Origin of the sequence: Bacillus sp. GC_Bacil_1 (genome assembly GCF_026540675.1) — a bacterium.
GTDB classification, from domain to species: Bacteria; Bacillota; Bacilli; order Bacillales; family Bacillaceae_G; genus Bacillus_A; species Bacillus_A cereus.
In genome coordinates, this window is record NZ_JALNUG010000020.1 from 1 (window position 1) to 25,033 (window position 25,033).

Here is a 25,033-nt window from a genome sequence, read left to right on the forward strand (position 1 = left end):
GGAGCAACCACAGTACAAAGAGATGTAAATGTTCAAAATAACGTCCGAGGTAGTGGAGAAGTAACAGCGGATGTTAGAGCGGGAGCAACCACAGTACAAAGAGATGTAAATGTTCAAAATAATGTCCGAGGTAGTAGTGAAGTAACAGCGGATGTTAGAGCGGGAGCAACCACAGTACAAAGAGATGTAAATATTCAAAATAATGTTCGAGGTAGTAGTGAAGTAACAGCGGATGTTAGAGCGGGAGCAACCACAGTACAAAGAGATGTAAATGTTCAAAATAATGTTCGAGGTAGTAGTGAAGTAACAGCGGATGTTAGAGCAGGAGCAACCACAGTACAAAGAGATGTAAATGTTCAAGATAACGTTAGGGAAGGAAGTGTATCAAGATTTAAAAAACGTGGTAGTACCGATAATCGTACAAATGGCTTACGAGGAAGGTAAAATGAGGAGGCTTCTAAAGTGAGAATAATTGATGTTGCGGATAGAAAAAGAATATACCTTGAAATGAAAAATCGAGAATTGAGATGTAGCTTTCTTATGATGTTAATGGGATTTGTTATTTCAATGGGAATCTTAACTTTTCAAATAAGTTTTGAATTAAATCATTTATATCATTACATTGTTACTTTTGTTTTTCTAATTTATATTTCTTTAAGTATGTATTCAAATAATGAACTCTCAAGAGAGTGTTCTGAAGTTAAAAGAAAGCAGAAGGAATACTGAAATGAATAATTGGCTATTTGCTATCTGCATGTTAGGAGTCGCGATTGTGTTAAGCATGATTACAACTTTTGTAAAACATATTTTTAAATTGTTAAAAAGAAGAAAAAAGAAACCTATTTGGGTAACAGTAACAAGTGCTGAGTATATAGATAAGGATTTTTTAGAGAGAGAAATACGCAAGGAAAAGAAAAATTGTAATTGAATTTTATACACATAGGTGTTCATAGGTTTATAAAAGGTAATTAAACCTATGATTAGATAATAGAAAGGAGAATGATAGTAGTGGAAATGATCCGGAATCCCAAAAATATTAAACAAGAAATAAAACTAGCATTTTTCTATATAATTGATGGGGGCATTATAGCCGTAATGCTAATTTTAGCAGGATATATGCCAAATGTTGTTCCAATCGGTGGATTTGGTAGATTAATGTTCTATGTGTTATTTGGATTATTTGGTTTGTTTTTATGTATTAAACCCTATAATAGTCCGACTAATCGAAATTTAAAAGTTATTTTGGACATGTTGAAAATGGATAATAAAAATTATCATCCGATTGAAGTAAATACAATCAACAGTGAATCTATGAAAAATAGGAAGTTGAAAGAGAGTGCTTAAAGAGCACTCTCTTTTTTAATTTTAGTGAAAGGGATGATGAACATGAGGGTTGCAACAGCTGATGTGAAAAAAATAAAGAAAAATAACAAAGAGCAGGCATCTGAGAAACAAGGATTTATTTCAACTATTTTTGCATCATTTAAAAAAACTGATGCCCTAATGGTAGACATAGCGCCGTATAAAAGCATTGATAAAAAAACAGGGACTCTGGTTGATCGTAGAGATAATTTACAGGTTTATTTAAAGGTAAAAACAACAGATTTACTTTCTATGAACCAAGATGATTTAAAGCGTTTTATGAACCAGTTAACAAGTTTATGTCGTGTGTATCATGAGCCATTTAAAATTTTATCTTTAACGTACTCTACAGAAACATCAGTACAACAAGTTTTTTGGAAACGAATGGCTATACGGTTCCAAAACAGAATGAATCGTGAAGGAGTAGGTAAAGAGGAAGAAGCTTTATGGTACCAACGCTATAGTTTAGCTGTTGAAAACCTTAATCGTGTGCTATGGGTAGAAAAAAATTTAAAAGAATTAGCATTTTTTATTGTTGTGTATGCAAAAAATGAAAAAGAGTTAGTGAAGAATGTGAAAGATATGAAGCGCTATGGTGGGCGTCAATTTGATTTGCAGAATATGAAGGCAAAAGAAGTTGAAAAGTTAATCTTTAAATTACAAAACATGAATTCAGAAATGTAGTAGGAAGTGAATGAGGATGGTTAAATTAGGAAGGAAAGAGCAACAAAAATATCTTACTGAAGGTTATGATTTGGAATTTACTCAAAGAGTGCAACCGCAGGGTGGAATTAAATTTAATGAACGATATATTGCTAAGGGAGATTGCTATGTTGCTTGTCTACATGTGTATTCCCTTGCGGAAGAAGTGCCTCCATTATGGTTGACAACTCTTATGAATAACAAAGATACCATTTCAAGTATAGATATAGCAACTGCTAATAAAGAAGAGGTTGTTAAAGATATAAATCGATCCATTGGTGAGTTGAAAGATCGTATGACATCAGAACGTCGGTCTACTGACCGCGATGATGCACATTGGGAGCTCCAAAATCTAACTGATTTTGCACGTTCAATTACGCAGCAAGGGGAAATTGTTAAGCTCATACATTTGCGTATATTCATATATGATCCAGTGTTAGAACAACTAGAGAAAAGAATTGGCGATATTAAGAAAGAAATTGCGGGACAAGATTATAAAGCTCAGGTATTTATTTTTAAACAAAAAGAAGAATGGCAATCTTTGTTTGCAAGCTATGATGATCAAGTAGAATACTTAGGAGTAAAAAGCGGACGACCACTGCCATCTAGGAATATTGGTTACGGTATACCGTTTCATCATCAAGATTTAAAAGACCCAAGAGGGATTTATCTAGGACAAACTTCAACAGGTGGCGCATTTATTTTAGATCCATTTTTATCTACAGGTACTCGGACATCATTTAGTGGTTTTATTTTTGGTAAGATGGGTGCTGGTAAATCAACATTGCTGAAACAGATAGAGGAAGGATTAGTTGCAAAAGATTGTTTCATCCGTGGCTTTGATAAAGCAAGGGATTATTACACAATTGTGCAGCAGCAAGGTGGTAAGATTATAGATTTAAGTGGGGTACAAGATTCAGAAGAAGTAGAAACAGGGATGATTAACCCGTTAGAAGTATTTGCAACTAAAATTACAAATACAGGTGCGGTAGACGAAAAGGGTTCTTTTATTCAGCATATCTCTAAAGTTACAAATATGATTCGATTCTTGAATTCAGAATTTGATGATACTGTGATTCAAGAGTTTCGTAAACATTTGTATGCTTTTTATATTGAGTGGGGATTAGTTCCTCAAAAGGGAAGTAATCAAGTGTATAAAGTAACAGGTTTTCCACCTGAAAATTATCCAATTTTAGAAGATTTCTATAGGTACTTAAACGATTTAAAATTGGAAACAGGGGCAACACCACAACGTCACCGTGATTTAGAAGCAATAAAATTACAAGTAGAAGATATGATAACAGTATATGGTGATATGTTTAATGGTCATACAACTCTTAAAAACTTTGAAGATGAACAAATTGTTTTCTTTGATATTGATGGGATTTCAAAGTACGATAAATCAGTTTTCAACTGTCAATTATTCACTGCATTAACCTTGATTTGGAGTCATGCACTTAAAAATGGTCGTAAAATGAAGTATTTACGAGAAGAAAAAAATCTTTCAATTGAAGATGTTAAATATTTTATGGTCTTTCTTGATGAGTGTCATAACGTTATCAATTCGCAAAATGAATTTGCTAACCGTTATGTCCTAGAGTTTGAACGTGAGATGCGAAAATTCTTTGCAGGTATATTTTTTGCGACACAATCACCGCAAGAAATGTTACCACCACCAGGAAGTACAGTTGACGTATCTACGATGAAAGCCATTTTTGAATTAACACAATATAAAATATTTTTGAATATGGATAACTCGGTCTTGGATACATTGAAAAGTGTTTTAGGAGAAAGTTTAACAGAATCGGAATTTCGTATATTACCTGAATTAAAGCGTGGTGAAGCAATTGTACAAGTTAGTTCTACAGAAGCGTATAATGTCATGTTTGATCCTGATGAAAAACAATTAGAACGTTTTAAAGGTGGACAGTAAGATGGCAAATACTCAGCAAGCGGTTTTAGAAAAATATAAAAAAATAAAGAAGTTTACTGCTCTATTAAGTGGTTCTACAGGAATTCTAATTCTTGTAGTAGCCATCTTTTTTTTAGTTATTCTTACTGGAATGTTAGCCGATGGCGATTCAAAGAGTGGTTCAGGTGGTGGAATGGTTGGTATTGGACAAATAAAAAATTTACCACCAGAAGTAATGAGATGGAAAGATATGGTTGAAAAGGAATGTGCAGCGCAAGGTGTCCCAGAATTTGTGCCATATGTATTAGGAATTATCATGGTAGAGAGCAATGGTATTTCAGAAAAACTACCTGATATTATGCAATCTTCTGAATCACAAGGTTGGAATATGAATACCATTTCTAATCCTAAAGATTCTATTTATTATGGCGTCATGCATTTGAAGGGTGTATTTACTGATGCGAAAGAATTAGGGATTACTGATTTATCAGCAATTGTTCAAGGATATAACTTTGGGCGTTATTATATAAAATGGTTAGCTGCAAATCATAAAACACATTCCTTAGAAACCGCGGACTATTATTCTAAAACGGTGGTTGCACCTGCTGGTGGTAATAAAAATGGTCAAACAATTGGATATAGTGATCCTGTTGCAGTTGCTTACAATGGTGGTTATCGCTATGTAAATGGTGGTAACTTTTTTTATGCAGAAAAAGTTAAACAATATTTAAGTTTTGATGGAACTGGTGGGACTGGTGGGATCCCGGGTCAAATTCCAGGTGGTTCTGATACCTTTAAAACAATGATGAATGAAGTGTTAAAGTACAATGGTAATCCTTACGTATGGGGAGGGAAGAGTGCTTCTCAAGGATTTGATTGTAGTGGGTTAACTTTTTGGGCATATAGGGCAGCAGGAATTAAAATACCTGGTTCAGCAGCAGAACAATATGAGTTCACTGTAGAGATTGATCCAAAAGATGCACAACCAGGCGATTTAGTTTTCTTTAGAGGGACATATGGTGGACCGAATCATGTGAGTCACGTAGGAATATATATTGATGCTAATACAATGTATGATTCAAACGGTAGCGGCATTGGCTATCATCAATTTACGTCATCGTATTGGCAGCAACACTATGCAGGAATTCGAAGAGTGAAATAAAAGAATAAAGATGGAGGAATGATTGTGAATAATTTAACGAAAATTTTAATTGGTGCATTAAGTGTATCTATTATATATAGTGGTGTACTTACATATAACACAAAGAAAGAATTTGATAAGAAAGATAGAGAGAATAAAATTACATTTGATAAAAAAGATAAAACTATTAGCGAACTAAAATCAAAACTAGATCAAGCTAGTACGAAGTCTAATAATGAAGATACTAATGTGCAAGATAAATCTGGGGTTAATCCAGTAATAGATTTACAAAATCAATATAAAGATATATCAAATCAATTTGTTCATGCTTATTTAAATTATTCGGTGAAGAATAAAGGTGAGAGAAGAAACAATTTATTGAAAATCACAGATAAAAAGGTAGTGGACATGGTAGCACCGGATACGGAAGATATAGGAGATCCAAATTTTAAATCAACTGTAAATAATGCTGAATTTTTTATTGGCTCAAGTGAAGATATTTCTAAGAAATGTAGTGTTTTAATTGATGTTGAGTATACGATTGAAGGATTAGAAAATAAACAAACCACGATTAAAAATTTAATAAAAATAACCCTAGAGAAGCAAGGGAATGAAATTAAGGTTGTAGACTATATTACATATCCAACAAAAAGGTAAATAGAAAAATAAGCCCCTGTAAACAAATTGTTATCAGGGGCTTATTTATGAATTTTATAAAAAGTGTAGATTTGTTGATTTTATCATCAAATAGAAAGGGATTATTTATCATGCGCTTGAGTGAGTTAAAAGCAAATCATGATTATGTAAATGAAGGTGTATATTTAATTTTGAGATTACGAAAAAAGAAAGGGATAAGGAAAGATAAGTATGTTGAAATTCCCTGTCGGTGGTTTGATTATAATTCTGGAGATAAGGTGGATTGGTTAATTGTACGTGAATATGAACCCAATGTTAATGGGAAAGTGAAGTATACAAATTACAAACTTGAAAATATTCATGAACAGGTGAGTATAGTGAATATGAAGGGAGAAGCATTATGCATTTGAAATTTAACAAAAAAAAGGGACAAAGAAAGGCTGCAAATGCTAAAAGAAAGGCTTACCTGCTAACGCTTGGAAGTTTTATAACGATGTTTTTTATACTTTGTATTTCACCGGTATTTAGTGGTGCTACATATAAATTTCCAGAGTTAAAATTAGGCGATTATCAAACGTTATCACCTACAGTTAAAATTTCTGTTGCCAAGAAAGAATACAATCCAGCAAATCAAACCCTACGAATTGATTATCAATTAAAGTCAGAAAATGATACACAAATTTTAAGTAACATGAAATATAAAATAGAAAATAAGTACATTAAGCAGAAACAAGATGATGTGAAAACAAAAGTTTATCGTGCAAGTGATGACTATATTATTGTCATTAGTAAGAACATACCGGAAGATTTTGGTGTTGTATCTTCAATGGTTAAACCTGAATATATCCATCCAGAATTACAAACAGATGCTGAGGACATTAAGGATAGCAGTTTTAAAACGTACATTGTGGAAAAAGATAAATTGAAAAATAATTCATTAAAAGAAGAGTCAAAAGATTTTTATGAGAAAGAGTATCTTACACTTTTACAAAAAGATAGTGAAAAAGAAATTAAAGATTTAGAACAAAAAATTAGAGATAAAAATAGTGCTAATAAGCAGCTAGAAATTAAAAATGATAAATTGAAAAAAGAGATGGAGTATCAAACAGAAGCAGAAAAAGCTAAAACACAAAATATGATTAACTCAAATACAGCAACAGTAAATAATAATAATAAGGAAATCGAGCTAATAAAAAATGACATAAAAATGAAGCATGAAAAAATCAAACTACTTAATGAAAAGAAAAAAACTATATAACAAATAATGGGATTGAGTGTTTGGGAATTCCCCCAAGCGCAAACTGATATATACAAATATAAGTTATCAAAACAAAGTAGATTTAATGTTATTTATTATAGCTGAAACGATATAACGGAAAATAATCGTACTTATAAGTTGGTTTATAATGCTATTTAAATTTTATTTATATGGTCTCCCTAGTTTTTGGGATTTATCTTTATTAGAAATTGTTAATGTTGTGTCTTCATGGATAGAAAAAATTATACCCGTTGATTAATGGTTTTATGGATCGGGTGAATAGATGATTAGAAAATTATATTGGGGGACATAGTACATGAAGTATAAAACGCACCTTACAACGAGCCTAGCGGTTGCTTTGCCTGTTTTAGCATCGTCAGGAAATCTCACCGTCGGAAATGTTATAGCAATTAGTTTTGGAGCTTTATTGCCAGATATAGATGAACAGCACTCATGGATTGGTCGAAGAACACGAGGGGTATCAGACCTAATGAATACAGTATTTGGACATAGGGGAATCACTCATTCACTACTGGGTTTAGTGCTTGTGCTGATTCCTATTTTATTTGCAGTAGGGATGACACCGTTATCATTTACTAATGGTATGTGCATATTAGCTGGTTATTTTCTACATTTAGTAGAAGATAGTTTTTCTAAAAAGGGAATCAAGTGGTTATTACCAATTTCGAATAAAAAATTTCAGAGTGGGTTTTATATTATTTACTATAGTTACGGTGGACTAGCAGAAAAGCTAATTTTAATAATTAGTACGCTTGTAATTGTTTATGAGCTTGCCTCATATGGAATAATAAGCTTTTAGCTTTTTAATTCTATATGATATATGAGTTTATTTTTTGAAAAACCTAAAGGATTTATTCATAAAACTGTTATTAATTTTGTAGGAATAAATATAAAAGTAAAAGAGTTTGATGTATAGGAAAAATCATATTTCTATACAAATCGATAGTGTATGGGGAATTTTTCAAACTCTATTCAAGGGCTAAATAGAGAGAAAAGCTACGTATGTGTTGTAGATAAGAAGACAAAAATGATATGTATAAAAAGAAAAAGTTACCAAAAAAAATATTGATAACCAAGAAATTTTAGTATATAATAGGTATTGTAATTGAGCGGAGTTCTTTTCTGATTCATCTCCGCAATAACATAAATGAAAAGAACAGGGACATATTCAGCGGAGTTTTTACTCGTTCACCTCCGCAACGATATAAATTAAAAGAACGATGATCAAATTTAATGCATTAAATTTAAAAGACAACCAATATGGTTGTCTTTTTTTTATTGGAGGGGAAAACAAAATGACTAAAAAAATAGATGTTATTCATTTAAATAGAAAATATTTTGAAGAAAATAGTCATTTCAAAAATATGTTGGACGAAAATAACGTTCCAAAACAAGTGAAAAGACCTTATGTATATGTGTCAATTAAGGTAAAAGACAATAACTTTTTATTACCATTGAGATCAAATTTGAATCATCCTAATGGATTTCATGCGCCCTCTAGTAAATCCGCTAATGCGGGGATTGATTATTCTCATGCGTTGATACTTCCTGAGAGTTCTTACATAAAGAATCGGACAGATTTAGATAGAGAACAATATGATTATATCAAAGATAATTATGACACGATTAAAAGTGAATTTGTTTCATATTTAAAGGATTATATCCGTAAAGAAAAGAAAGGAATCGCTCATAAGGTAGGGAAATTTAAAAATTCTACTCTGTTGAACTTTAATAAAGAACTTGGATTAGTGAAAGAACTAGAAAAATCAAAAGAAAAAGATAAAAAAGAAATCCAAGAGAAAATAAAAGTACAAGATAAAGTAGAGATTAAAGAAACAAAAGTGGAACAAAATCATGTAAAGATTCGAGAGAAAGTAGCAATAAAAGATAGTGCAGGGGTTCAAGAAACAATAGGAAAACAAGATGAGATAAAGATTCAAAAGAAAACAGAGGGTCGGGATCAGGAAGAAAGTCGAGATGAACAGAAGAAACGAGCAAGAAGACTAGCCTATATGCGCCAAATGGGACGCGAGAGATAAGAAGTAATGACATAAAGTGATATGTCATTTTTATTTATTTTAAATGAGAAATTTAAAATAAGTTATTTTTATATTAAAATTATTAATTTTAATTAATCCTTATTCTTTCTGCACGGAGGCTACTTTTTTTTAGAAATAATTGGAATGAGAATTATTAAAAAGGGCGACATAGCGATATGTTGCTTTTCTTTTATATGATAGTAGGGAGTATAGCGCTGTGTTACTCCTTTTAATATTGTAAAATTTGTAAATGAGAGGAAGTAATACACGTGAATACATTAATTATTGCAGAGAAACCATCGCAAGCAAAAGCATACACGGAAGCGTTCCCGAAAGTAGAGAAGAAAGATGGATACTTTTCCATTGCGCCTTGTTCCTTAATGCCAAATGGAGCGAATATTACATGGGGATACGGGCATTTAGTGGAATTAAAATCACCACAAGATTATAAAACAGAGTGGGAAAAATGGGATATGTCACAATTGCCAATTTTACCGGAGCGCTACGGATATAAAGTGTCAGCGGATAAAAGAAAGCAGTTCAACGTTGTAAAAAAATTAATGAAGGAAGCAGATTGTATTACAATCGCAACAGATATTGATAGAGAGGGAGAAGCAATCGCACGTTTAATCATTCAGGAAGCAGGATGCACAAGTAAAAAGATAAAGCGCTTATGGATCAACAGCTTAGAAGTAGATGAAATTAAAAAGGGATTCCAGAACCTGAAGGAAGGTTCTGAGTTTGAGAGCATGTTTGCTGAAGCACAGGCTCGTCAAATTAGTGATTGGGCAATTGGTATGAATGCAAGCCGATTATATACGCTTTTATTACGTCAAAAAGGTGTACAAGGCGTTTATAGTGTAGGTCGTGTTCAGACACCTGTTTTATGTCTTATTAATCAACGGCAGCAGGACATCAAACACTTTAAACCATCCCCTTTCTTTGAACTGGAAGGTCAATTTAAAGGGATGAATGGAACATATAAAGGAAGATACAAAGAGCGATTCCAAACGAAAAATGAAGTGGCATTGCTACTGAAGAAACATCAGCTGTCTGAAGGAGGCAATCAGCAAGGCGCAGTAAAATCCGTGGAAGTAAAACCGAAGAAACAAGAAGCGCCAAAGTTGTTCTCTCTTTCTTCCCTACAGGCTTTAGCGAATAAAAAGTATAAGTATTCACCTGCTGATACGCTGAAAATTGTTCAAGAGTTATACGAAGCAAAACTCGTAACATATCCACGAACAGATTGTAATTACATTACAGAAAACGAATTTGCTTATTTAGTCCAAAACCTAGAGGGATATCAATCTCTTGTAGGAGTATCTTTTCAAGCTCCAACGCTAGAACCAAATAAACGCTACGTTGATAATCAAAAAGTACAGGAGCACTATGCCGTTATAGCGACTAAAAATGTTCCTTCGAAACAAAAGGTGGATCAATTAACGGACAAGCAGCGCAACTTGTATATGGAAGTGTTAAAAAGTGTGTTAGGCATGTTCTATGCACCTTACGAATATGAAGAAACGATTATTACAACAGATATGAATGGATTAGAGCTTACGACAAAAGGAAAAGCGGAAAAAGCGTTAGGATGGAAAGAACTTTACAAAGCAGATCAACCAAGCGAAGAAGAGAGCGAAGACAGGGAATACCTCCTTCCTGTTGTACAAAAAGGCGAACTTGTACAAGGGAAGATACAAACGAAAGAGGGGATCACAACACCACCTAATCCCTATACAGAGGGGCAACTCATTACATTAATGAAAACATGCGGTGCTTCAGTAGAAGATGAAGAAAGTAAAAGTATCCTAAAAGAAGTAGAGGGACTTGGTACGGAAGCAACACGAGCTGGTATCATTGAAACGCTCAAAAAACAAGAATATATAGAAGTGAAAAAGAATAAAGTGACTGTTACACCGAAAGGTGAAATTCTTTGCGAAGCCGTGGGCGGCACGTTATTAGCGAAGCCCGAAATGACAGCGCAATGGGAAGGATATTTGCGTAAAATCGGGAAGAAACAAGGTTCTAAAGAGGTGTTTGTAGCGAAGACAGGGGAATTTACCAGGAAGCTGATTGTTAACGCCACGAATTCAATTAGTGAGCTTCAGATAGATAGTAAAGTGCAAGAAATGAAAACAAAGGATTCCGTAGGGAAATGTCCGAAATGTGGTAAAGACATAGCGAATCGCAAGACGTTTTACGGTTGTACGGGTTATAAGGAAGGTTGCAAATTCTCTCTTCCAAGCGAATTTTTAACAAAGAAAATAAGCGAAGCAAACGTTAAGAAATTACTAGCAGGTAAGAAAACAGGATTGATTAAAGGAATGAAGGGTAAATCAGGGAAAGAATTTGATGCATATCTGAAGTTAGATTCCAGTGGGAAGATTGTATTTGAATTTACTAAAACAAGTTAAAATAATTCTTTACAGAATAAAATCTTAAATTTAAAGATGGAAAGCTACTATTGTAAAGTTTACAAGATGTTTAGACTATAGAATCAAAGAGGTACAGTATTAGAATACCGAAATATGAAAGACGTTCACTTAGAATATTTTTAATAATTGTTAAAAATAGAGTCAGTTTTGTATTTTCTTGTTTTTTTTTATAGTTTTTCTAAAAGGCTTTATGACACCTAAACCCACTTACTTAGAATCTCTAGTTGCTCTAGGAATCATGTGCCTATACGCCAATACCTATGTGTTCTTGTTATGTCGTATTTTATCATGGGAAAAAATACATCATGCTCGAGTGCAATTATGCGTTTTTCTGAGTCTTTTGTTCGTACATTTTATTTTATGGTTAATATGATAGGTAGGGTACCTTACACCCTTAAATTAGGAATTTGCTTTATATAAAGACAAACAATAAAGAAGGACAGTAGTGACTAAGGAGGGAGAGAATTGAACATAAAGGGATTATTAGAAAAAGGAAAATGGGTGTTAATGGCGACTGGATTCGCAATTGTATCCAGTTTCTTTTTTTCTTTCCTAAAAGGTTATTTGGGAGGTGATACAAGTAGTACAGAGCAAGTAAATATAAAAATTGAACTGAATTTTTTCTATTTAGTTGTACCAATTTTGATAGCTCCTATTATTGAAGAATGGATCTTCAGAAAGGTTCTACCTATAGGATTAGGGGTATTATTCGAACGAATTAATCGGACAGTAGCAATTATTATTGCCAATGCTATTTTTGCAGCTGTTCATTTTGATTGGTTTTTCTTCCCTTACTTTATAAATGGGTGTCTATATGCATGGAGTTATGAAAAGACTAGAGATTTAAAAGTACCAATATTATCGCATATTTTATATAACTTATTTGTATTTTTTGTCACGAGTATTCTGTATTCTTAATAGACACATTAAATATTTTTGTTTTATTGTAATGGCTTGTCATGTTCTTTGCACCTGTCATTTTATTAGTTAAGCCGTAAAGATAGCTCTGTTTCTAATAATATAGGAACTATATGTGAGACTGTGGTACTATTCAAATGAATTGTTTGTTCATTTTGTATTTACCATGTTTTTCTTAATTTATTTAGAAATCTACAAGTATTTATATTTTCTAAACTTAGTATTAGGGCTTAAGAGAGAAGATGTAGTAGGTACTGTTATTATTTAACGGTCACTTTTTAAGGGTATGAAATTGATTTAGTTCATTTTTTAAATAAATAATCCAGAGATATCTACATATGGGTATTGGAGTTAGGGCTCTTATATAGCAGTTATGGTTTACAGGATGAGATATACCTTAGAAGATGATTTTGAATAAACACCTCTAAATTAGTAATAAGATATCGAGACGTATATAGCAGAAAATAGTTTAAAAGGTCCTGGATTGGGGTTCAGGACCTTTTAAACGTAAAAAGAATGACATATTGAGAATTACAACTGAAAGTTACCTTCATGTTATCATTTTTAGAAGTTAAGTTCTATGTGTTGGATGTTGAGAAATAAAGATTTCATTCTTTTAGTGAAAAATAATTATTCTCGTACTTACATTTTATTAAGGTAGGGCGATTTTTCCAATGTAAGGTATAGATGATACCGAAAGTTATTAGGTAATATCTTTTTATTATTCAATCGATCTGCTACATCTATACCAATCAAATAAGTACAGTATATAAAGGCTAATTTAAAAAGTTCACAAATAAAAGAGTAGATAGCAAAAGCTAACTACTCCAGTTGTGGAATATGGTTAAGAAATGGGTTGTCTATATTATTGACAAAATATTAAGTTTTATTCAGAGTAGAATTTTTTTATTTTGATGGTTTTTAAATAAGTAAATGTCAATATTTCAAAGGATTAAATATAAGGTGCCTAGCAGTCTATATTTAGCGATACCCATATCTTTAATGTCATTCTATTAAATGGGTTTATATATGCCGTTAGAATTAAAAATAAAGGTCGTTTTTTCAATCAAGGTAATAAATTTTTATTCAAAATTGATGTAGGATAATACTTTTTTAGGTGATTTCGTATATCTGAATTTTATATTTTTAGAATTAGTTCTGAGTTTGGAGTTACGTTTTAATAGATAAAAACTTTTAATTAATTATATGTTTATAAAAACCTAATAGTTAGCGACTATATAGAAGGGAATATGTACGAATTAAGTTTTAGAAATAGGGAAATATCCATTTTTCTATAAATAGATATTTCCCTATTTCTAAAAACAAAGTTATTATACAAACTTGTAAATTTTATTATGGAAGGTAATCATGATGAGTGTAGAGAATATCCGTAGAAAGAACAATAAATTATCTACGAATTAAATTTAAAGTAAGGGGGGATAACAATGAAGCTCTACGAGGTTTTGATGGGATACGTAAACGGTAAATATAAGGATGGAGATGTATTTTTGTATCAGAACAATGTACAATTGCAAGCCAGGTTCCAATTTGGAGATTTAATATGGTGTGATGATCAAGTTGCTGTTAGCTGTAAAAACATTTCACGTGACGATTGGACATATAAAGAGAGGCTCAAAAACCCTGCAAGATTTAGTTCTTAATTAGTTGAGATTTTAGTATCCCCTTTTGTATTCTTATCAAGTTCACAAGAAATCCATTAAGAATTAACAAAGTTCATATATTCTATAAACAAATATATTATAAGAGGTAATTAACATGATGGGAAAATTGAACTTTGCTAAAGGTTTGTATTACGGTAGTGCAATATCGTTAAGTTTTTGGCTTGTTTTATTTATTGCAATAAAGACTTTATTTAGATAAACGAAGTTTAATATGCTTGATTTTTTTATAATTTAGATAAGATTTCTGTTCTTTATTGAAGTTCCAAAAACGATGTATAGTAAAAAATAAAGAAAGCTATGATAAACAGATATGAAATGTATTTTCATGGTTAAAAATATATAGTGAATTGTGGTATCAAAAAGAATTTCAATTCTTTTTCTTAATCTTCAGTAGTAGTGGTAAACGTTAGAATAGTAATTTTTTTAGTTTACTCTACGTATTCTTTTTGATTTTTTTGTATGTAGAACAAAAATTTAATTGTTACATAATTAGTGGAATGTAGTGTTTCACAATTATAGGTTCTATATTTTAAATTTAGAAAAGTATTTTTAAATGAATAGGGAAATATCCATTTTTAGAAATAGGGAAAATTCCCTATTTCTAAAAATGATTGTAGGTTATTGGTTAAATATCTTATAAGTATCAATATTTCAGTGATACTGTTGTTTTGTTATCGATATTCTCTAATATTAAGGGAACTTGTAAACCTAGGAATGGGGAAAGATATTTGCAAGTATAATAATAAGTTTTGAATAGAGTTATAATCTTTAAGAAAGTGAATGCTGAGTTTCCTTAAGATAGAAACAGTTTTTGATAACTTTAAGAACGTAACTTATATTTTTTAAAGTAATAAGATGGTCAATACTTACTATTTGTAGAGGGTATTTAGATTCCTGTTACAATGCCAGCCACTGCAGCAGCTCTATTAATTGGCTCAGGAGTAATAACAATTTGTTCTTAATTCAGGGAAATTCTTAAATTATATGACTTCATTCTTGAGAAAGTTCTTATAATAAAAAGAAAAGACACCTTAATGTGCCTTCCTCCGACTTGAACCATCTTAATTTTAATAATATTAATATGTATTGGACTCCCATCCAATCATAATTTTATCACACTTTCCTTAAATTGAAAACGCATTCATTAATCTACTTAATAGTTTTATCCATAACTTCTTTATATTTATTAAATTCGGCATCTTCCATATCCCCATTTATTTGTAAAAAGAAATTACCTTTTGCGTATGTAGGAGAGAATAGCATTTGATTTCCATTTCCTAAATCATCATAGTACTTTTTAGTTTGCTCAAGATCTTCTTTGTTTTTAAATGTGAATAAGCTGCTGTCACTATCTTTTCCTCAAGAAGGTACTAGAATACGTTTTGCATCTTTTCTAGTATTTTCAAATTCTTTTTACGGTAAATCAGTAGACCTTCTGCTTCTAATCCTGCCCCTTTAAATTCCTCAATTACTTTACCAACAGTAGCATCACTTATCACGGATTTAATACTATAATAAGCTGTTAAACCAAATAATAGTAGGACGCTAATAACAAACTACATGTCCATTTGTTGTAATACCATGTCGAAGAAAATCAAAAAAAAATTGAACCCTTTTTAAAGATTTGAATAGAAATATCCCTTTTTCTAAAATGAACAAGATGTAATAGTCAGGTGTAATAAGAAATGGAGATCCTAGAAGAAAGCAAAGTAGTCATGGATATTTTAGAAAAGAATACAGGGAAAGAAAAAATAGAAATATCCCTATTTAGAAAAATAGAAATATCCCTTTTTTCTAAAATGAACAAGATGTAATAATCAGGTGTAATAAGAAATGGAGATCCTAGAAGAAAGCAAAGTAGTCATGGATATTTTAGAAAAGAATACAGGGAAAGAAAAAATAGAAATATCCCTATTTAGAAAAATAGAAATATCCCTTTTTTACAAATGAACAAGATGTAATAATCAGGTGTAATAAGAAATGGAGATCCTAGAAGAAAGCAAAGTAGTCATGGATATTTTAGAAAAGAATAGAGGGAAAACGAAAATAGAAATATCCCTATTTAGAAAAGTGGAAATATCCCTTTTTCTAAAATGAACAAGATGTAATAAGAAATGGAGGTCCTAGAAGAAAGTAAAGTAGCCATGTATATTTTAAAAAAGAATAGAGGGAAAGGAAAATAGAAATATCCCTATTTAGAAAAGTGGAAATATCCCCTTTTTAAAAAGAAAGAGATGTAATAAGTACGTGTAATTAGTGACAGTACCATATCGCTATCAGTTTAAAATCCTATGGAGGTTCTAAGGATATAATTATTCTGGCATGTGAATTAAATAGAAAACAATTTGAACTATCAATATATAAACAACGAATATATAATGCCTACTTATTATCAGATGAAGTTTATATCCGTTTTGATGTATACAATTAGAATAGACATTTATAAAAAATAAGAAAAGCCTTTCAGGAGAGTTTTCGATATAATTTCATTATTCTCTAACATCATAAAAATAATGGCACATTTAAGAGGTTTTAAAGGAAAAACGTGTTAAGGTTGTTCTAACACTTAAGTCGTCATTTAATGTAATTGAGAAACAAGCTACTAATGGTAATGTGATAGCAATTGAGCATTAAGATTAGTTGCTATACTTGAACTAAATCCGCATTCTACCTCACTTACAGGAGTAATCGTAACTATAAGACACACATCAATACAAATTATGCAGTAAAAAAGGCTAATGATACAAAAAACTTTTAAAAGAAGAGGTATCTTAAAGAGTCTTTTCTTTATTTTTAAAAGGACTTGCTCCATTACTACGTAAAAACATACAGTAAATTGAATCCATTAAAATATATGAGTGACCCTGTGTTTTCCCCTCTTATCAAAAGGAGGAACTATTATGGGATATGGTAGTTGCGGCGAAGGCTGCGGGTTTGCTGGAGGATTTGCTTTATTAGTTGTACTTTTTATCCTATTAATCATTATTGGATGTAGCTGCTTCTGCTAAAAAACTATTGGAAAAGGCACCCTCGGGTGTCTTTTCTTTATATCAAAAAAACCAATGAATCCTATTTAAATAGGATTCATTGGTTTTTTTATAAACACATTGGGACTCTTAAAAAAATTAACAATGTCCCATTTGCCACCATAATGGGTAGATCCTAAAGGACTTCCATCTTCTCGCATATTTGAAATTGGTTTATTATCAATATCATTAATTATTTTAGGCGTACAGCCTACATCCATTGACTTGAAATTTTATTACATACTAAAATTTTCACTTTGGGGGCACTTCAAAATATTAGCCTGATAGGCATGGAATTGTACACCTACTTAGAAATAGAGATCCTAGAGGAAAGTGAAGTAGAAGAATGTGTTTTAGCTGTGTAGAGATAATAAAGTTGTTTAATTTATAATAAAGTCCTTTAAAAAATAATTAAGTTGTTTACTTCTTTTAGGATTAACGAAGTAGTTTAATGGAAGAAGAATTTATAGTAAGTGTTATAATAATCAATAACTTAAACAAAGGGGGAAGCATTTTTGCACAAACTCAATGCATTAATACCAGAGCTATCAGTTTCAGATATAGAGCAAAGTTTAAATTTCTATTCGGAAATTCTCCTGTTTAAAATTGAATATCAAAGACCAGAGGATAAGTTTGCTTTACTGTCTTTAAATGACTGCCAGATTATGATTGAAGAAGTAAATGGTCATTGGAGTACTGGGGAGTTATCTTATCCCTACGGAAGAGGAATTAATTTTCAAATTATCATAAATGATATTGATCCACTATATAATAGTTTGAAAAAGAACGAGTATCCAATTAAATTTGATATTCAAGAGAATTGGTATAGAGCTGATACTAAATTAAAGGGACAAAAAGAATTTTTAATTATGGACCCTGATGGTTATCTATTAAGATTTGTTCAAAATTTAGGTGAAAAAGATGTTGAGGCAGATTAAGCTATGTAAAATAGGATGAAAATTTAGTAAATGGAGCAAGCTACTTTTTTCAATAAGAGGCATTAGTTGAAGAAGAATTAACCAACTTTATTATTTTTATAAATTACAGGCTACAACAATTAAATTTAATTTTAAATAACTTTAAAACCACCTACAATTTAATTTAGTAGGTGGTTATTACATTTCTTAGACTAAAATTAAACAACTTTATTGTCACTGAACATTAGCAAGATAATAAAGGATGAAAGAAATAAAAAATATCCCTATTTAGAAAAGTGGATATTTCTAAATAGGGATATCGACAATTAAATTTCTGTTAATAGTTTAAATTTCTTTCTTTGTGCAGGGGTTAATTCTTTTTCAACGTACCAATCAATAAGTAGGTCAATTATTTCATAATTATATTTAGTATTAGTAATTTTCATTAGTGCTTCAAGTTCTTCTTTGGATTGATTTGAAATTTTAATACTTCCTTGTTGGTTCTTAAAAGCTTTTTTTTCTTTTGTCTTTTTTTGTTCTTGCTCTTGTATTTTCACCTTTGTTTTTTCTATTTCTTGTGTTTCCTCTGGTGATTGATAAGATTGTTCAGGAGTAAAATTCTTTCTACTTAATAATCCTATTTTTTTTGGTTCTGCCATGTTATACACCAACCTTTAATTTCTCAAATAATTCAATACGTTCCAGTAATTCATCACTAATTTTTTCATATAGTTCAATTACATTTAAATCATGACGATCCCTCTCAGTAATACCGTTAACATCAAATCTTTTAATACGTTCCATTTGTGGGACTATATTTTTAAATAGATTCTCCTCGCCAAAAACTTCACGAGCATTTTCCATAATATATTGGTCTACTTTCCCGTTATTTTTCAACAATACGGGAAGAATGCCTACGACTTCAATATCAAGATTATATTGTTCTTTTAATTTTACAAGTTCATTAACATAGTTTTCAGCGCCTGTAAGAGAACGTTCTTGTGTCTGTAGTGCTATAAGTACATAATCAGAAGCAACTACGGCATTCTTAGTAACTTCAATTGACATTGGTGGAACATCAATAAATATGTAATCATATTTATGTTTAATTTTTTCAAGCAAGTTTTTAAAGTAATAATCCTCTTCTATTTCTGAAGAACAATATTTATATAGAAACTTTGCAAAGTCCTGAAAATCTACATAGGATGGAATTAAGTATAAATTTTTCATGATTTCAACTTCTAATCCTTCTAAAGTGCCCTCTTGAATACCTTTCATTAAAGTTTTTTCAATTGTTACCACTTCATCGGGATTTAAGATGGATTTTGTTAACATGAGTGATTTTGTTGCGTTACTTTGTGGATCAAGGTCAACAAGTAATGTTCGCTTTCCTTTTTTTGCAAACTCATAAGCATTTAGTACGGCATTCGTTGTTTTACCAACGCCACCTTTGTAATTACCGACAGTAATTGTAGTTGTCATTTATACCACTCCATTTAATTTTTAAATTTCTATATTTCCCTATTTCTATAAAATCAATAACAAAAATAGGGAAATATAGAAATAGTTATTTTTAGAAATAGGGATATTTCTATATGTCTAACTAAATTATATCAATGATATTTTGTTGTTGCAATAGAATAATAGAATTATTATAGAACATCCTAAGTGTTGGCATTAAAGGATATTTTGTATTTAATAAATAAGGAAAGATAAGAAAATCTAATGAAATCAAACGATTAAATACAGGCAAGAAAAAATAAAAAAATAGGGAAATATAGAAAAGTATAAAAATAGAAATATCCCTATTTCCCTTTGTTTAAAAATAGAAATAGGGAAATAGGGATATTATTATAAAAAGCTTAGTAATTGCTGTTTACAAACAAAAAAACTTATTGTAACGTTATAGACAACAAGTTTCTCAACACAATACGATTTAGTTTGATAATATACATAAAAAATTCGTAAGAATTTGTAGGATATATACGACACATAAAACATAAAAACACAAATAAAAAAAGAACGGCTGTCTAGTTTGAGATTTCTCAGGTCTCAAACTAGATAGAGGAAGTAGATCTGCTGACTACATTTCTACTTCTTGGTGAATACAATTTGCTGACTACATCTTGTATTCCATTTACGTCACTGCACATCACCAGTGAGTAAACTTCCCAAACCGTTCTAGTTAACTATGCTATTAAGATATAAAATATCTCTTTTTAGTATAGTTAATTAGAGTGGATTTGTAAAGATAGAAACCCTTATTTAAGTGCATTTTTAAGCATATGTAAGTATGGATTTTTCTGCCTTTATATGAAATTTAGGGAAGTGTGTTTATCTAGGTGAGCAGTGATACAACTGCTCACCTTTTTTGTTGTAAAAAATAAGTGGAAAGGAGGTTCAATATGAATACAGTGCAAAGAGCTATCGAATTAATACTACATAAAGGGTTACGAAAATATAAATCTAAAAACTCGAAAGCTGGATTAGTATCTATTGCAAATCAAGAGGAATTTGAAAGTAAAGTGTTAAATGGGAAGAAGAATAAAAAAGGATCAATTTTTATTACGCGTAAGAAAGAAGATTTAAGCGCTAAGTTTGGAACTCGTGGCATAGTATTATCATCTGAAGAAGCTATACTGGATCATATTGGACAGGCTTCTCACTGGACACCTAATGTATATAATTTTGGTACGTATAGCAAAAAGGGGCTTCGTACAGTTGTGGGTCATACAGAAAAGAATTTACAGCAAATTAACTGTTTTGTTATTGATATTGATTCAAAGTCATTCCCTATGACTGCAATTAATGATGTGGCACTAAACGCAGGTTTTGGTGTACCTACTATGATTCTTGAAACAACTAAAGGTTATCAAGTATATTATGTGTTAGATCAAGCTGTATATGTAACAAATAATAATAATTATATAGCTATTAAATCAGCAAAACGAGTCTCTCAAAATTTAAGAGAAATGTTCGCTGAGAGCTTACCAAACGTGGATTTAACATGCAATCACTTTGGTTTCTTCAGAATGCCTTCAGTTCAAAATATTGTAATGTTCTTTGAGGAAAATGTGTATACATTCAAGGAATTACAAGAGTGGAGCAAGCGTCAAGACGATAACAAGGGAAATAAACTATTCCAGAATATAATAGAAAGTCCGTTTGCTAAAAATGCTCCTGTAGAGCAACCGAAGCAAATGGATGAATTATGGTTCAAACGAGTGATAAGTTGTACAAATGTATCTCCAAAACAAACGAAAGCAGGGCGAAACAATGCGGTTTTCACCCTTTCTTTAGCATGTTTTCAAAGTCAGTACGCTATTAAAGACACAATTGACCTGATGGATCAGTTTAATAGTAATCTAGAGCAGCCATTGGAACATAGTGAAGTCAGAGGAATTGTAATGTCTGCGTACTCTGGAAAATATCGAGCAGCACATAAAGATTACATAAATCGTTTGGTGCGAATATATGAATTAGATGGCCGAGATTCAGTATTTCGTGCGCCTTCAGCATTTTGGAAGAAACATAAAAAACAACGTAAGGATCGAGTTCGGAGCCACTGGCACGAATGGGAAGCCGATATCATTTCTTTTTTATCTATGAATTCAAATAATAAACCTGTGTTATACTTTACACAGTCAGAACTGTGTGAAGCACTTCATATCCCACGAAGCACCTTAAATACGGTACTAAGAAAGAGTACAAAAATCTATAAAGTGGTTAAGGGAAAAGGAAAAAGTGCAAAAACAGGACTGTCTACAATTGGAATTTTAATTGCGTTTGCTTTAAAAGAAAATGGTAGAAGAAAAGAAAGTTATTTAAACTACTTACAGGGGATATTCCCTCAAATAAGTAACATAATAGAACATGCAAAAACTAGTAGCGCTATGGTGGAAGAAGAAACACTATACAGCATATTAGAAGGGCTACCAGCTGGTTAAGTTTAATTGTCCACTCTGCCAATACATATTATATCTATGATACATGTTTTTGTTACTGTGCTATAGCGTTATATGTCACTAGTTTAGATTCCTCTTCTTTGTGATTTTTTACTTTTAGACTAACAGGTTTCTATTCTTATTATGGTATGTGAAATTGTTACTGGTTTTCTAGAAAATTGTAATATTGGTGGTGTGTTATTTGAGTAAAAATTATTCTATAGATCGTGATAGTAGAGGACGTTATAGACACTCGTATGTATTTATGAGAGGAGTTAATGTTGAGATTAAGCTACTTAATCATGAAGATTTATTAAAAGGGAAAATTACATCAATAGAAGAGTATTATTGTGTTCTTGATATGGAGGGCCCAAGCGGTTCCTATCAAGTGACAGTTAATTTTTCTGAAGTAAAATATATAAGACATGAAGAGTTTCAAACTGTTGAAGAAAGATCTCCTAAGTTTAGCGAAAGAGACAAGAAAACCTCATTTGTATTTAAAATTGGTGAAAAGATTGGTTGTGTATTTAAAGATGGTAAGGGGATAAAAGGGATTGTATTATCTGAAGGTGCCTATTATCTGTACGTTAAAACTGAAAAAGAGAAATATTATACAATCATGAAGAGTGCTCTATCTTATATTGTACATATGAAGCATGATCCGTTACTTGAAACCAATGATTTCTATACGGAGGAAATGAAATTAGCTGATTATAAAAAGCCTACTGAATATGTATTTTCTGTAGGGGATACAATTATGGTTTATTTTCCTAGCGGTAAAAATGTATCGGGTATTGTTTTGGATGAAAGTAAATATTGGGTGCTGTTACAGACTGAAAAACGTCAGCTAACGGTTTTTAAGGGTAGTTATTCATATTTTAAACATGAGATGTATGATACAAAAGCTTATTTATATGTGGGGAATAAAAAGTTAAGAAAACAATTAAGAAACGATGAATAGATAGTATATAAGGGGCTTTTCTTTTAGATTTTTATTACTACTTACTTATAACGAAGTTATTGTTTAATGCGTACTTCAAATGTATATTTTGAAGTACGCATTAGCAGGATAAAATTTTAGTTTGGAAAAAGTCATTATCACTCTTTTTGATAATTATTACAACCGTATATACTAATATTTTGATTAAATGTTTGTTATAATTAGTAAAGAAGTTTATTAATTATACAGAGAGGATATATTATTATGGGTTATAAGTTTCGTAGAATTATCCAATTTTCGCCTGGAACAAGACTAAATGTTTCATACAATGGCATGGACGTAAGAGCCGTTCCAAATGAATTAAGATTTACAACTTATGTGCCTGGCACTGGAATTTCATATAAACCACGGATAGAAGAATCAAACAACTATTATAAACAACGAGAGTTTCCTAGACAAAACACTTCCTATTTCACTATGAATGAATCAGATTATAATACGGTAAAAGTATTTGATCCGGTAAGAGAAAAAGAAACTTACACTGTAACTGCTTTTCGTAAAAAGGATAGTCAAGTAAACTCATTAGGAAGAAAACTAATGAAGCCACTTTCCATAATTACAGGTGTTTGTGCGAGTCTATTCTTAATTATGATGCTTTTTATTCCTGCTATAATCCTGGCAGTCATTTCTTTTCTCTGCTATAAAAATATACAAACACCATTTGCAGTTGTATGCCCAGAATGTGATGCTGAAAATCTATTCATTTTTGAGGAAGAGAAGATTGTTTGTCGTAAATGTGCGAGCAATCTTATAATTTTAAAATAAAAGGCATTCATTTGAATGCCTTTTATTTTAAAATTATAACTTTTTTAGAAAATATTTGAAAAATATTACAACTATATGTATTATTATATATGGTTTTATAATTATATGTAATGCAGGGGGAACAATAATGAAATTAGGCAAATTAGCTCTAGTTGGAGTATTAGCTTTAGGGGGATTAACAGCAGTTGATACAATCAATACACCTACTGCATCAGCAGACACAGTAAAACATGCAGTAGCACCATATGACAGCTGGGGTATTAATAATACATATATCTTAAATGAATATATTGAAAAAATGCCTGCTGAGTACAAAAAACTTTTAAGTTTCTCTTACAAAACAAAAGACTATTTCACAATCCTTGTAGATGATGCTGGATTAGTAGCTGGTGAAGACCAAGTTAAAATTTTCCGTGTATCAGATAATGGAGATCTATCTCGTTATAAAACAATTAATTTCCATAAAGAAATTGCTATTGCGGGTAAAGTAGTATTTGATACTCAAATTACAGACGCTTACGAGCCAGGTAGATATGTAGCAGTCTCATACATTCATGGCAAACATTTAAAGAGCGATGTCTTTCTCATTAATAAGTAATATTAATAACCGGTTCCTTAACATATAGGGAACCGGTTAATTTTTGTCTAACTTATATTTTCGCTTAATTGGAAAGATATTTTGTAATTCCATTTAGATTTATATAAACCTAAATAGAAAAGGTGGTAATTAATTTTATGCTTAATAATTCCAAGGATACAATAATAGACTTAATAAACAATATTATCTATAACGTTGCTCTATATGTTTTAGTATTTATAATTTGCATGTGGTTTTTAGTATGTATTATGCGTTTAATTTTTGGAGGAGCATTTAGAGTTATAGCAGTGACTGATAATAACCACTCACATTCTCTAATGAAATTATCTAAGGGAGAAAAAATAACATCACGAAAAAGAAGATCCTCCTATAGATTTAAGGCCGTGGGGAAAAAAGCGAAAACAGGTACTGTTTTAGATTCTGACTTGGATGATGATGTAATGGACTATGACAGTAATTGTAGCTCTGATAGCTCAACTAGCTATAGTTACTCCTCTTATAGTTCAAGTTCTGATAGTTCACATAATAGTTCCTGTTATAGCAATTCTTTTAGTTATAAAAATGAAAACTCATCAAGTTATGATAATTCTTCTTATTGTAGTTCTGATGAAAATGAATAATAAGAGGTATTGCTGAGATATGTGAAAAAATAGGTCATAGGACAGGAGTTAAGTCTG

Annotated in this window: 24 protein-coding genes and 3 pseudogenes; 23 read left to right on the forward strand and 4 right to left on the reverse strand. The window is 31.1% G+C overall.

Annotated features, from left to right (window positions below; translation table 11 throughout):
- The 15 genes and pseudogenes from OXT04_RS24045 to OXT04_RS24115 form a co-directional block, all read left to right on the forward strand.
- Positions 1-444 (forward strand): annotated as a pseudogene (locus OXT04_RS24045) (pLS20_p028 family conjugation system transmembrane protein); the annotation flags it as partial.
- Between the two features lie 18 nt (positions 445-462).
- Positions 463-726 carry a hypothetical protein gene (locus OXT04_RS24050; RefSeq protein WP_001219968.1) on the forward strand — a complete coding sequence of 88 codons (264 nt, stop codon included), beginning with the start codon at positions 463-465 and terminating at the stop codon, positions 724-726.
- A gap of 1 nt (position 727) precedes the next feature.
- The gene (locus OXT04_RS24055) at positions 728-928 is read left to right on the forward strand and encodes a hypothetical protein (protein WP_098570434.1); all 201 of its coding nucleotides are present in this window, start codon (positions 728-730) and stop codon (positions 926-928) included.
- Between the two features lie 80 nt (positions 929-1,008).
- Positions 1,009-1,344: a DUF5592 family protein gene (locus OXT04_RS24060; RefSeq protein ID WP_000425242.1), complete on the forward strand. Its 336-nt coding sequence runs from the start codon at positions 1,009-1,011 to the stop codon at positions 1,342-1,344.
- Between the two features lie 42 nt (positions 1,345-1,386).
- On the forward strand, positions 1,387-2,046 hold the full coding sequence (locus tag OXT04_RS24065) for a hypothetical protein (RefSeq protein ID WP_001261733.1): 660 nt from the start codon (positions 1,387-1,389) through the stop codon (positions 2,044-2,046).
- A 16-nt stretch (positions 2,047-2,062) separates the two neighbouring features.
- Positions 2,063-3,997, forward strand: a complete 1,935-nt coding sequence (locus OXT04_RS24070; protein ID WP_048563895.1) for a VirB4 family type IV secretion system protein — start codon at positions 2,063-2,065, stop codon at positions 3,995-3,997.
- A gap of 1 nt (position 3,998) precedes the next feature.
- Positions 3,999-5,138, forward strand: coding sequence for a bifunctional lytic transglycosylase/C40 family peptidase (locus OXT04_RS24075; RefSeq protein ID WP_098570435.1), 1,140 nt, complete (start codon positions 3,999-4,001; stop codon positions 5,136-5,138).
- Between the two features lie 24 nt (positions 5,139-5,162).
- The gene (locus OXT04_RS24080; RefSeq protein WP_001061785.1) at positions 5,163-5,774 is read left to right on the forward strand and encodes a hypothetical protein; all 612 of its coding nucleotides are present in this window, start codon (positions 5,163-5,165) and stop codon (positions 5,772-5,774) included.
- A gap of 110 nt (positions 5,775-5,884) precedes the next feature.
- Entirely contained in the window at positions 5,885-6,163 is a 279-nt protein-coding gene (locus tag OXT04_RS24085; RefSeq protein WP_033666662.1) for a DUF5513 family protein, read from the forward strand.
- Positions 6,154-7,011 carry a hypothetical protein gene (locus OXT04_RS24090; RefSeq protein ID WP_000550230.1) on the forward strand — a complete coding sequence of 286 codons (858 nt, stop codon included), beginning with the start codon at positions 6,154-6,156 and terminating at the stop codon, positions 7,009-7,011. Before OXT04_RS24085 ends, OXT04_RS24090 begins: the two co-directional genes overlap by 10 nt.
- Before the next feature lie 316 nt (positions 7,012-7,327).
- Positions 7,328-7,831 carry a metal-dependent hydrolase gene (locus OXT04_RS24095; RefSeq protein ID WP_000875859.1) on the forward strand — a complete coding sequence of 168 codons (504 nt, stop codon included), beginning with the start codon at positions 7,328-7,330 and terminating at the stop codon, positions 7,829-7,831.
- A gap of 496 nt (positions 7,832-8,327) precedes the next feature.
- Positions 8,328-9,071 (forward strand): type III toxin-antitoxin system TenpIN family toxin, encoded by a 744-nt coding sequence (tenpIN, locus tag OXT04_RS24100; RefSeq protein WP_000162210.1) that lies wholly within the window; start codon positions 8,328-8,330, stop codon positions 9,069-9,071.
- A 269-nt stretch (positions 9,072-9,340) separates the two neighbouring features.
- On the forward strand, positions 9,341-11,485 hold the full coding sequence (locus OXT04_RS24105; protein ID WP_267418115.1) for a type IA DNA topoisomerase: 2,145 nt from the start codon (positions 9,341-9,343) through the stop codon (positions 11,483-11,485).
- 486 nt (positions 11,486-11,971) lie between these two features.
- The gene (locus OXT04_RS24110; protein ID WP_001022017.1) at positions 11,972-12,424 is read left to right on the forward strand and encodes a CPBP family intramembrane glutamic endopeptidase; all 453 of its coding nucleotides are present in this window, start codon (positions 11,972-11,974) and stop codon (positions 12,422-12,424) included.
- Positions 12,425-13,869: 1,445 nt separating this feature from the next.
- Positions 13,870-14,085, forward strand: coding sequence for a hypothetical protein (locus tag OXT04_RS24115; RefSeq protein ID WP_000780738.1), 216 nt, complete (start codon positions 13,870-13,872; stop codon positions 14,083-14,085).
- Between the two features lie 1,170 nt (positions 14,086-15,255).
- Here the strand turns inward: OXT04_RS24115 and OXT04_RS24120 are convergent.
- Positions 15,256-15,656, reverse strand: a pseudogene (locus tag OXT04_RS24120) (stress protein).
- 135 nt (positions 15,657-15,791) lie between these two features.
- Here OXT04_RS24120 and OXT04_RS24125 point away from each other — a divergent pair.
- Positions 15,792-15,920 carry a hypothetical protein gene (locus OXT04_RS24125; RefSeq protein WP_267418116.1) on the forward strand — a complete coding sequence of 43 codons (129 nt, stop codon included), beginning with the start codon at positions 15,792-15,794 and terminating at the stop codon, positions 15,918-15,920.
- Positions 15,921-16,628: 708 nt separating this feature from the next.
- Here OXT04_RS24125 and OXT04_RS24135 read toward each other — a convergent pair.
- A pseudogene (locus tag OXT04_RS24135) lies at positions 16,629-16,846 on the reverse strand (hypothetical protein).
- A 160-nt stretch (positions 16,847-17,006) separates the two neighbouring features.
- Here OXT04_RS24135 and OXT04_RS24140 point away from each other — a divergent pair.
- Positions 17,007-17,114 carry a YjcZ family sporulation protein gene (locus OXT04_RS24140; RefSeq protein WP_267418117.1) on the forward strand — a complete coding sequence of 36 codons (108 nt, stop codon included), beginning with the start codon at positions 17,007-17,009 and terminating at the stop codon, positions 17,112-17,114.
- Between the two features lie 533 nt (positions 17,115-17,647).
- Entirely contained in the window at positions 17,648-18,070 is a 423-nt protein-coding gene (locus tag OXT04_RS24145) for a bleomycin resistance protein (RefSeq protein ID WP_063259545.1), read from the forward strand.
- A 305-nt stretch (positions 18,071-18,375) separates the two neighbouring features.
- Here OXT04_RS24145 and OXT04_RS24150 read toward each other — a convergent pair whose 3' ends face one another.
- Together OXT04_RS24150 and OXT04_RS24155 are read right to left on the reverse strand one after the other, a co-directional pair.
- Positions 18,376-18,708 (reverse strand): hypothetical protein, encoded by a 333-nt coding sequence (locus OXT04_RS24150; RefSeq protein ID WP_000830096.1) that lies wholly within the window; start codon positions 18,706-18,708, stop codon positions 18,376-18,378.
- Position 18,709: 1 nt separating this feature from the next.
- Complete coding sequence (locus tag OXT04_RS24155; protein WP_000213995.1) at positions 18,710-19,531, reverse strand: ParA family protein; 822 nt, start codon at positions 19,529-19,531, stop codon at positions 18,710-18,712.
- 923 nt (positions 19,532-20,454) lie between these two features.
- On the opposite strand from OXT04_RS24155, the gene repS reads away from it, so the two are divergent.
- The 5 genes from repS (at position 20,455) to OXT04_RS24180 (ending at position 24,976) form a co-directional block, all read left to right on the forward strand.
- Positions 20,455-21,996 (forward strand): replication initiation protein RepS, encoded by a 1,542-nt coding sequence (gene repS, locus OXT04_RS24160; RefSeq protein ID WP_267418127.1) that lies wholly within the window; start codon positions 20,455-20,457, stop codon positions 21,994-21,996.
- Between the two features lie 199 nt (positions 21,997-22,195).
- On the forward strand, positions 22,196-22,954 hold the full coding sequence (locus OXT04_RS24165) for a hypothetical protein (protein ID WP_000042403.1): 759 nt from the start codon (positions 22,196-22,198) through the stop codon (positions 22,952-22,954).
- Positions 22,955-23,197: 243 nt separating this feature from the next.
- Complete coding sequence (locus OXT04_RS24170; protein WP_267418131.1) at positions 23,198-23,758, forward strand: hypothetical protein; 561 nt, start codon at positions 23,198-23,200, stop codon at positions 23,756-23,758.
- Positions 23,759-23,885: 127 nt separating this feature from the next.
- A complete protein-coding gene (locus OXT04_RS24175) occupies positions 23,886-24,356 on the forward strand; it encodes a DUF5065 family protein (RefSeq protein ID WP_048565359.1) in 471 nt (156 codons plus the stop codon).
- Between the two features lie 137 nt (positions 24,357-24,493).
- Positions 24,494-24,976 (forward strand): hypothetical protein, encoded by a 483-nt coding sequence (locus OXT04_RS24180; protein ID WP_096001552.1) that lies wholly within the window; start codon positions 24,494-24,496, stop codon positions 24,974-24,976.
- The last annotated feature ends 57 nt before the right edge of the window (positions 24,977-25,033 follow it).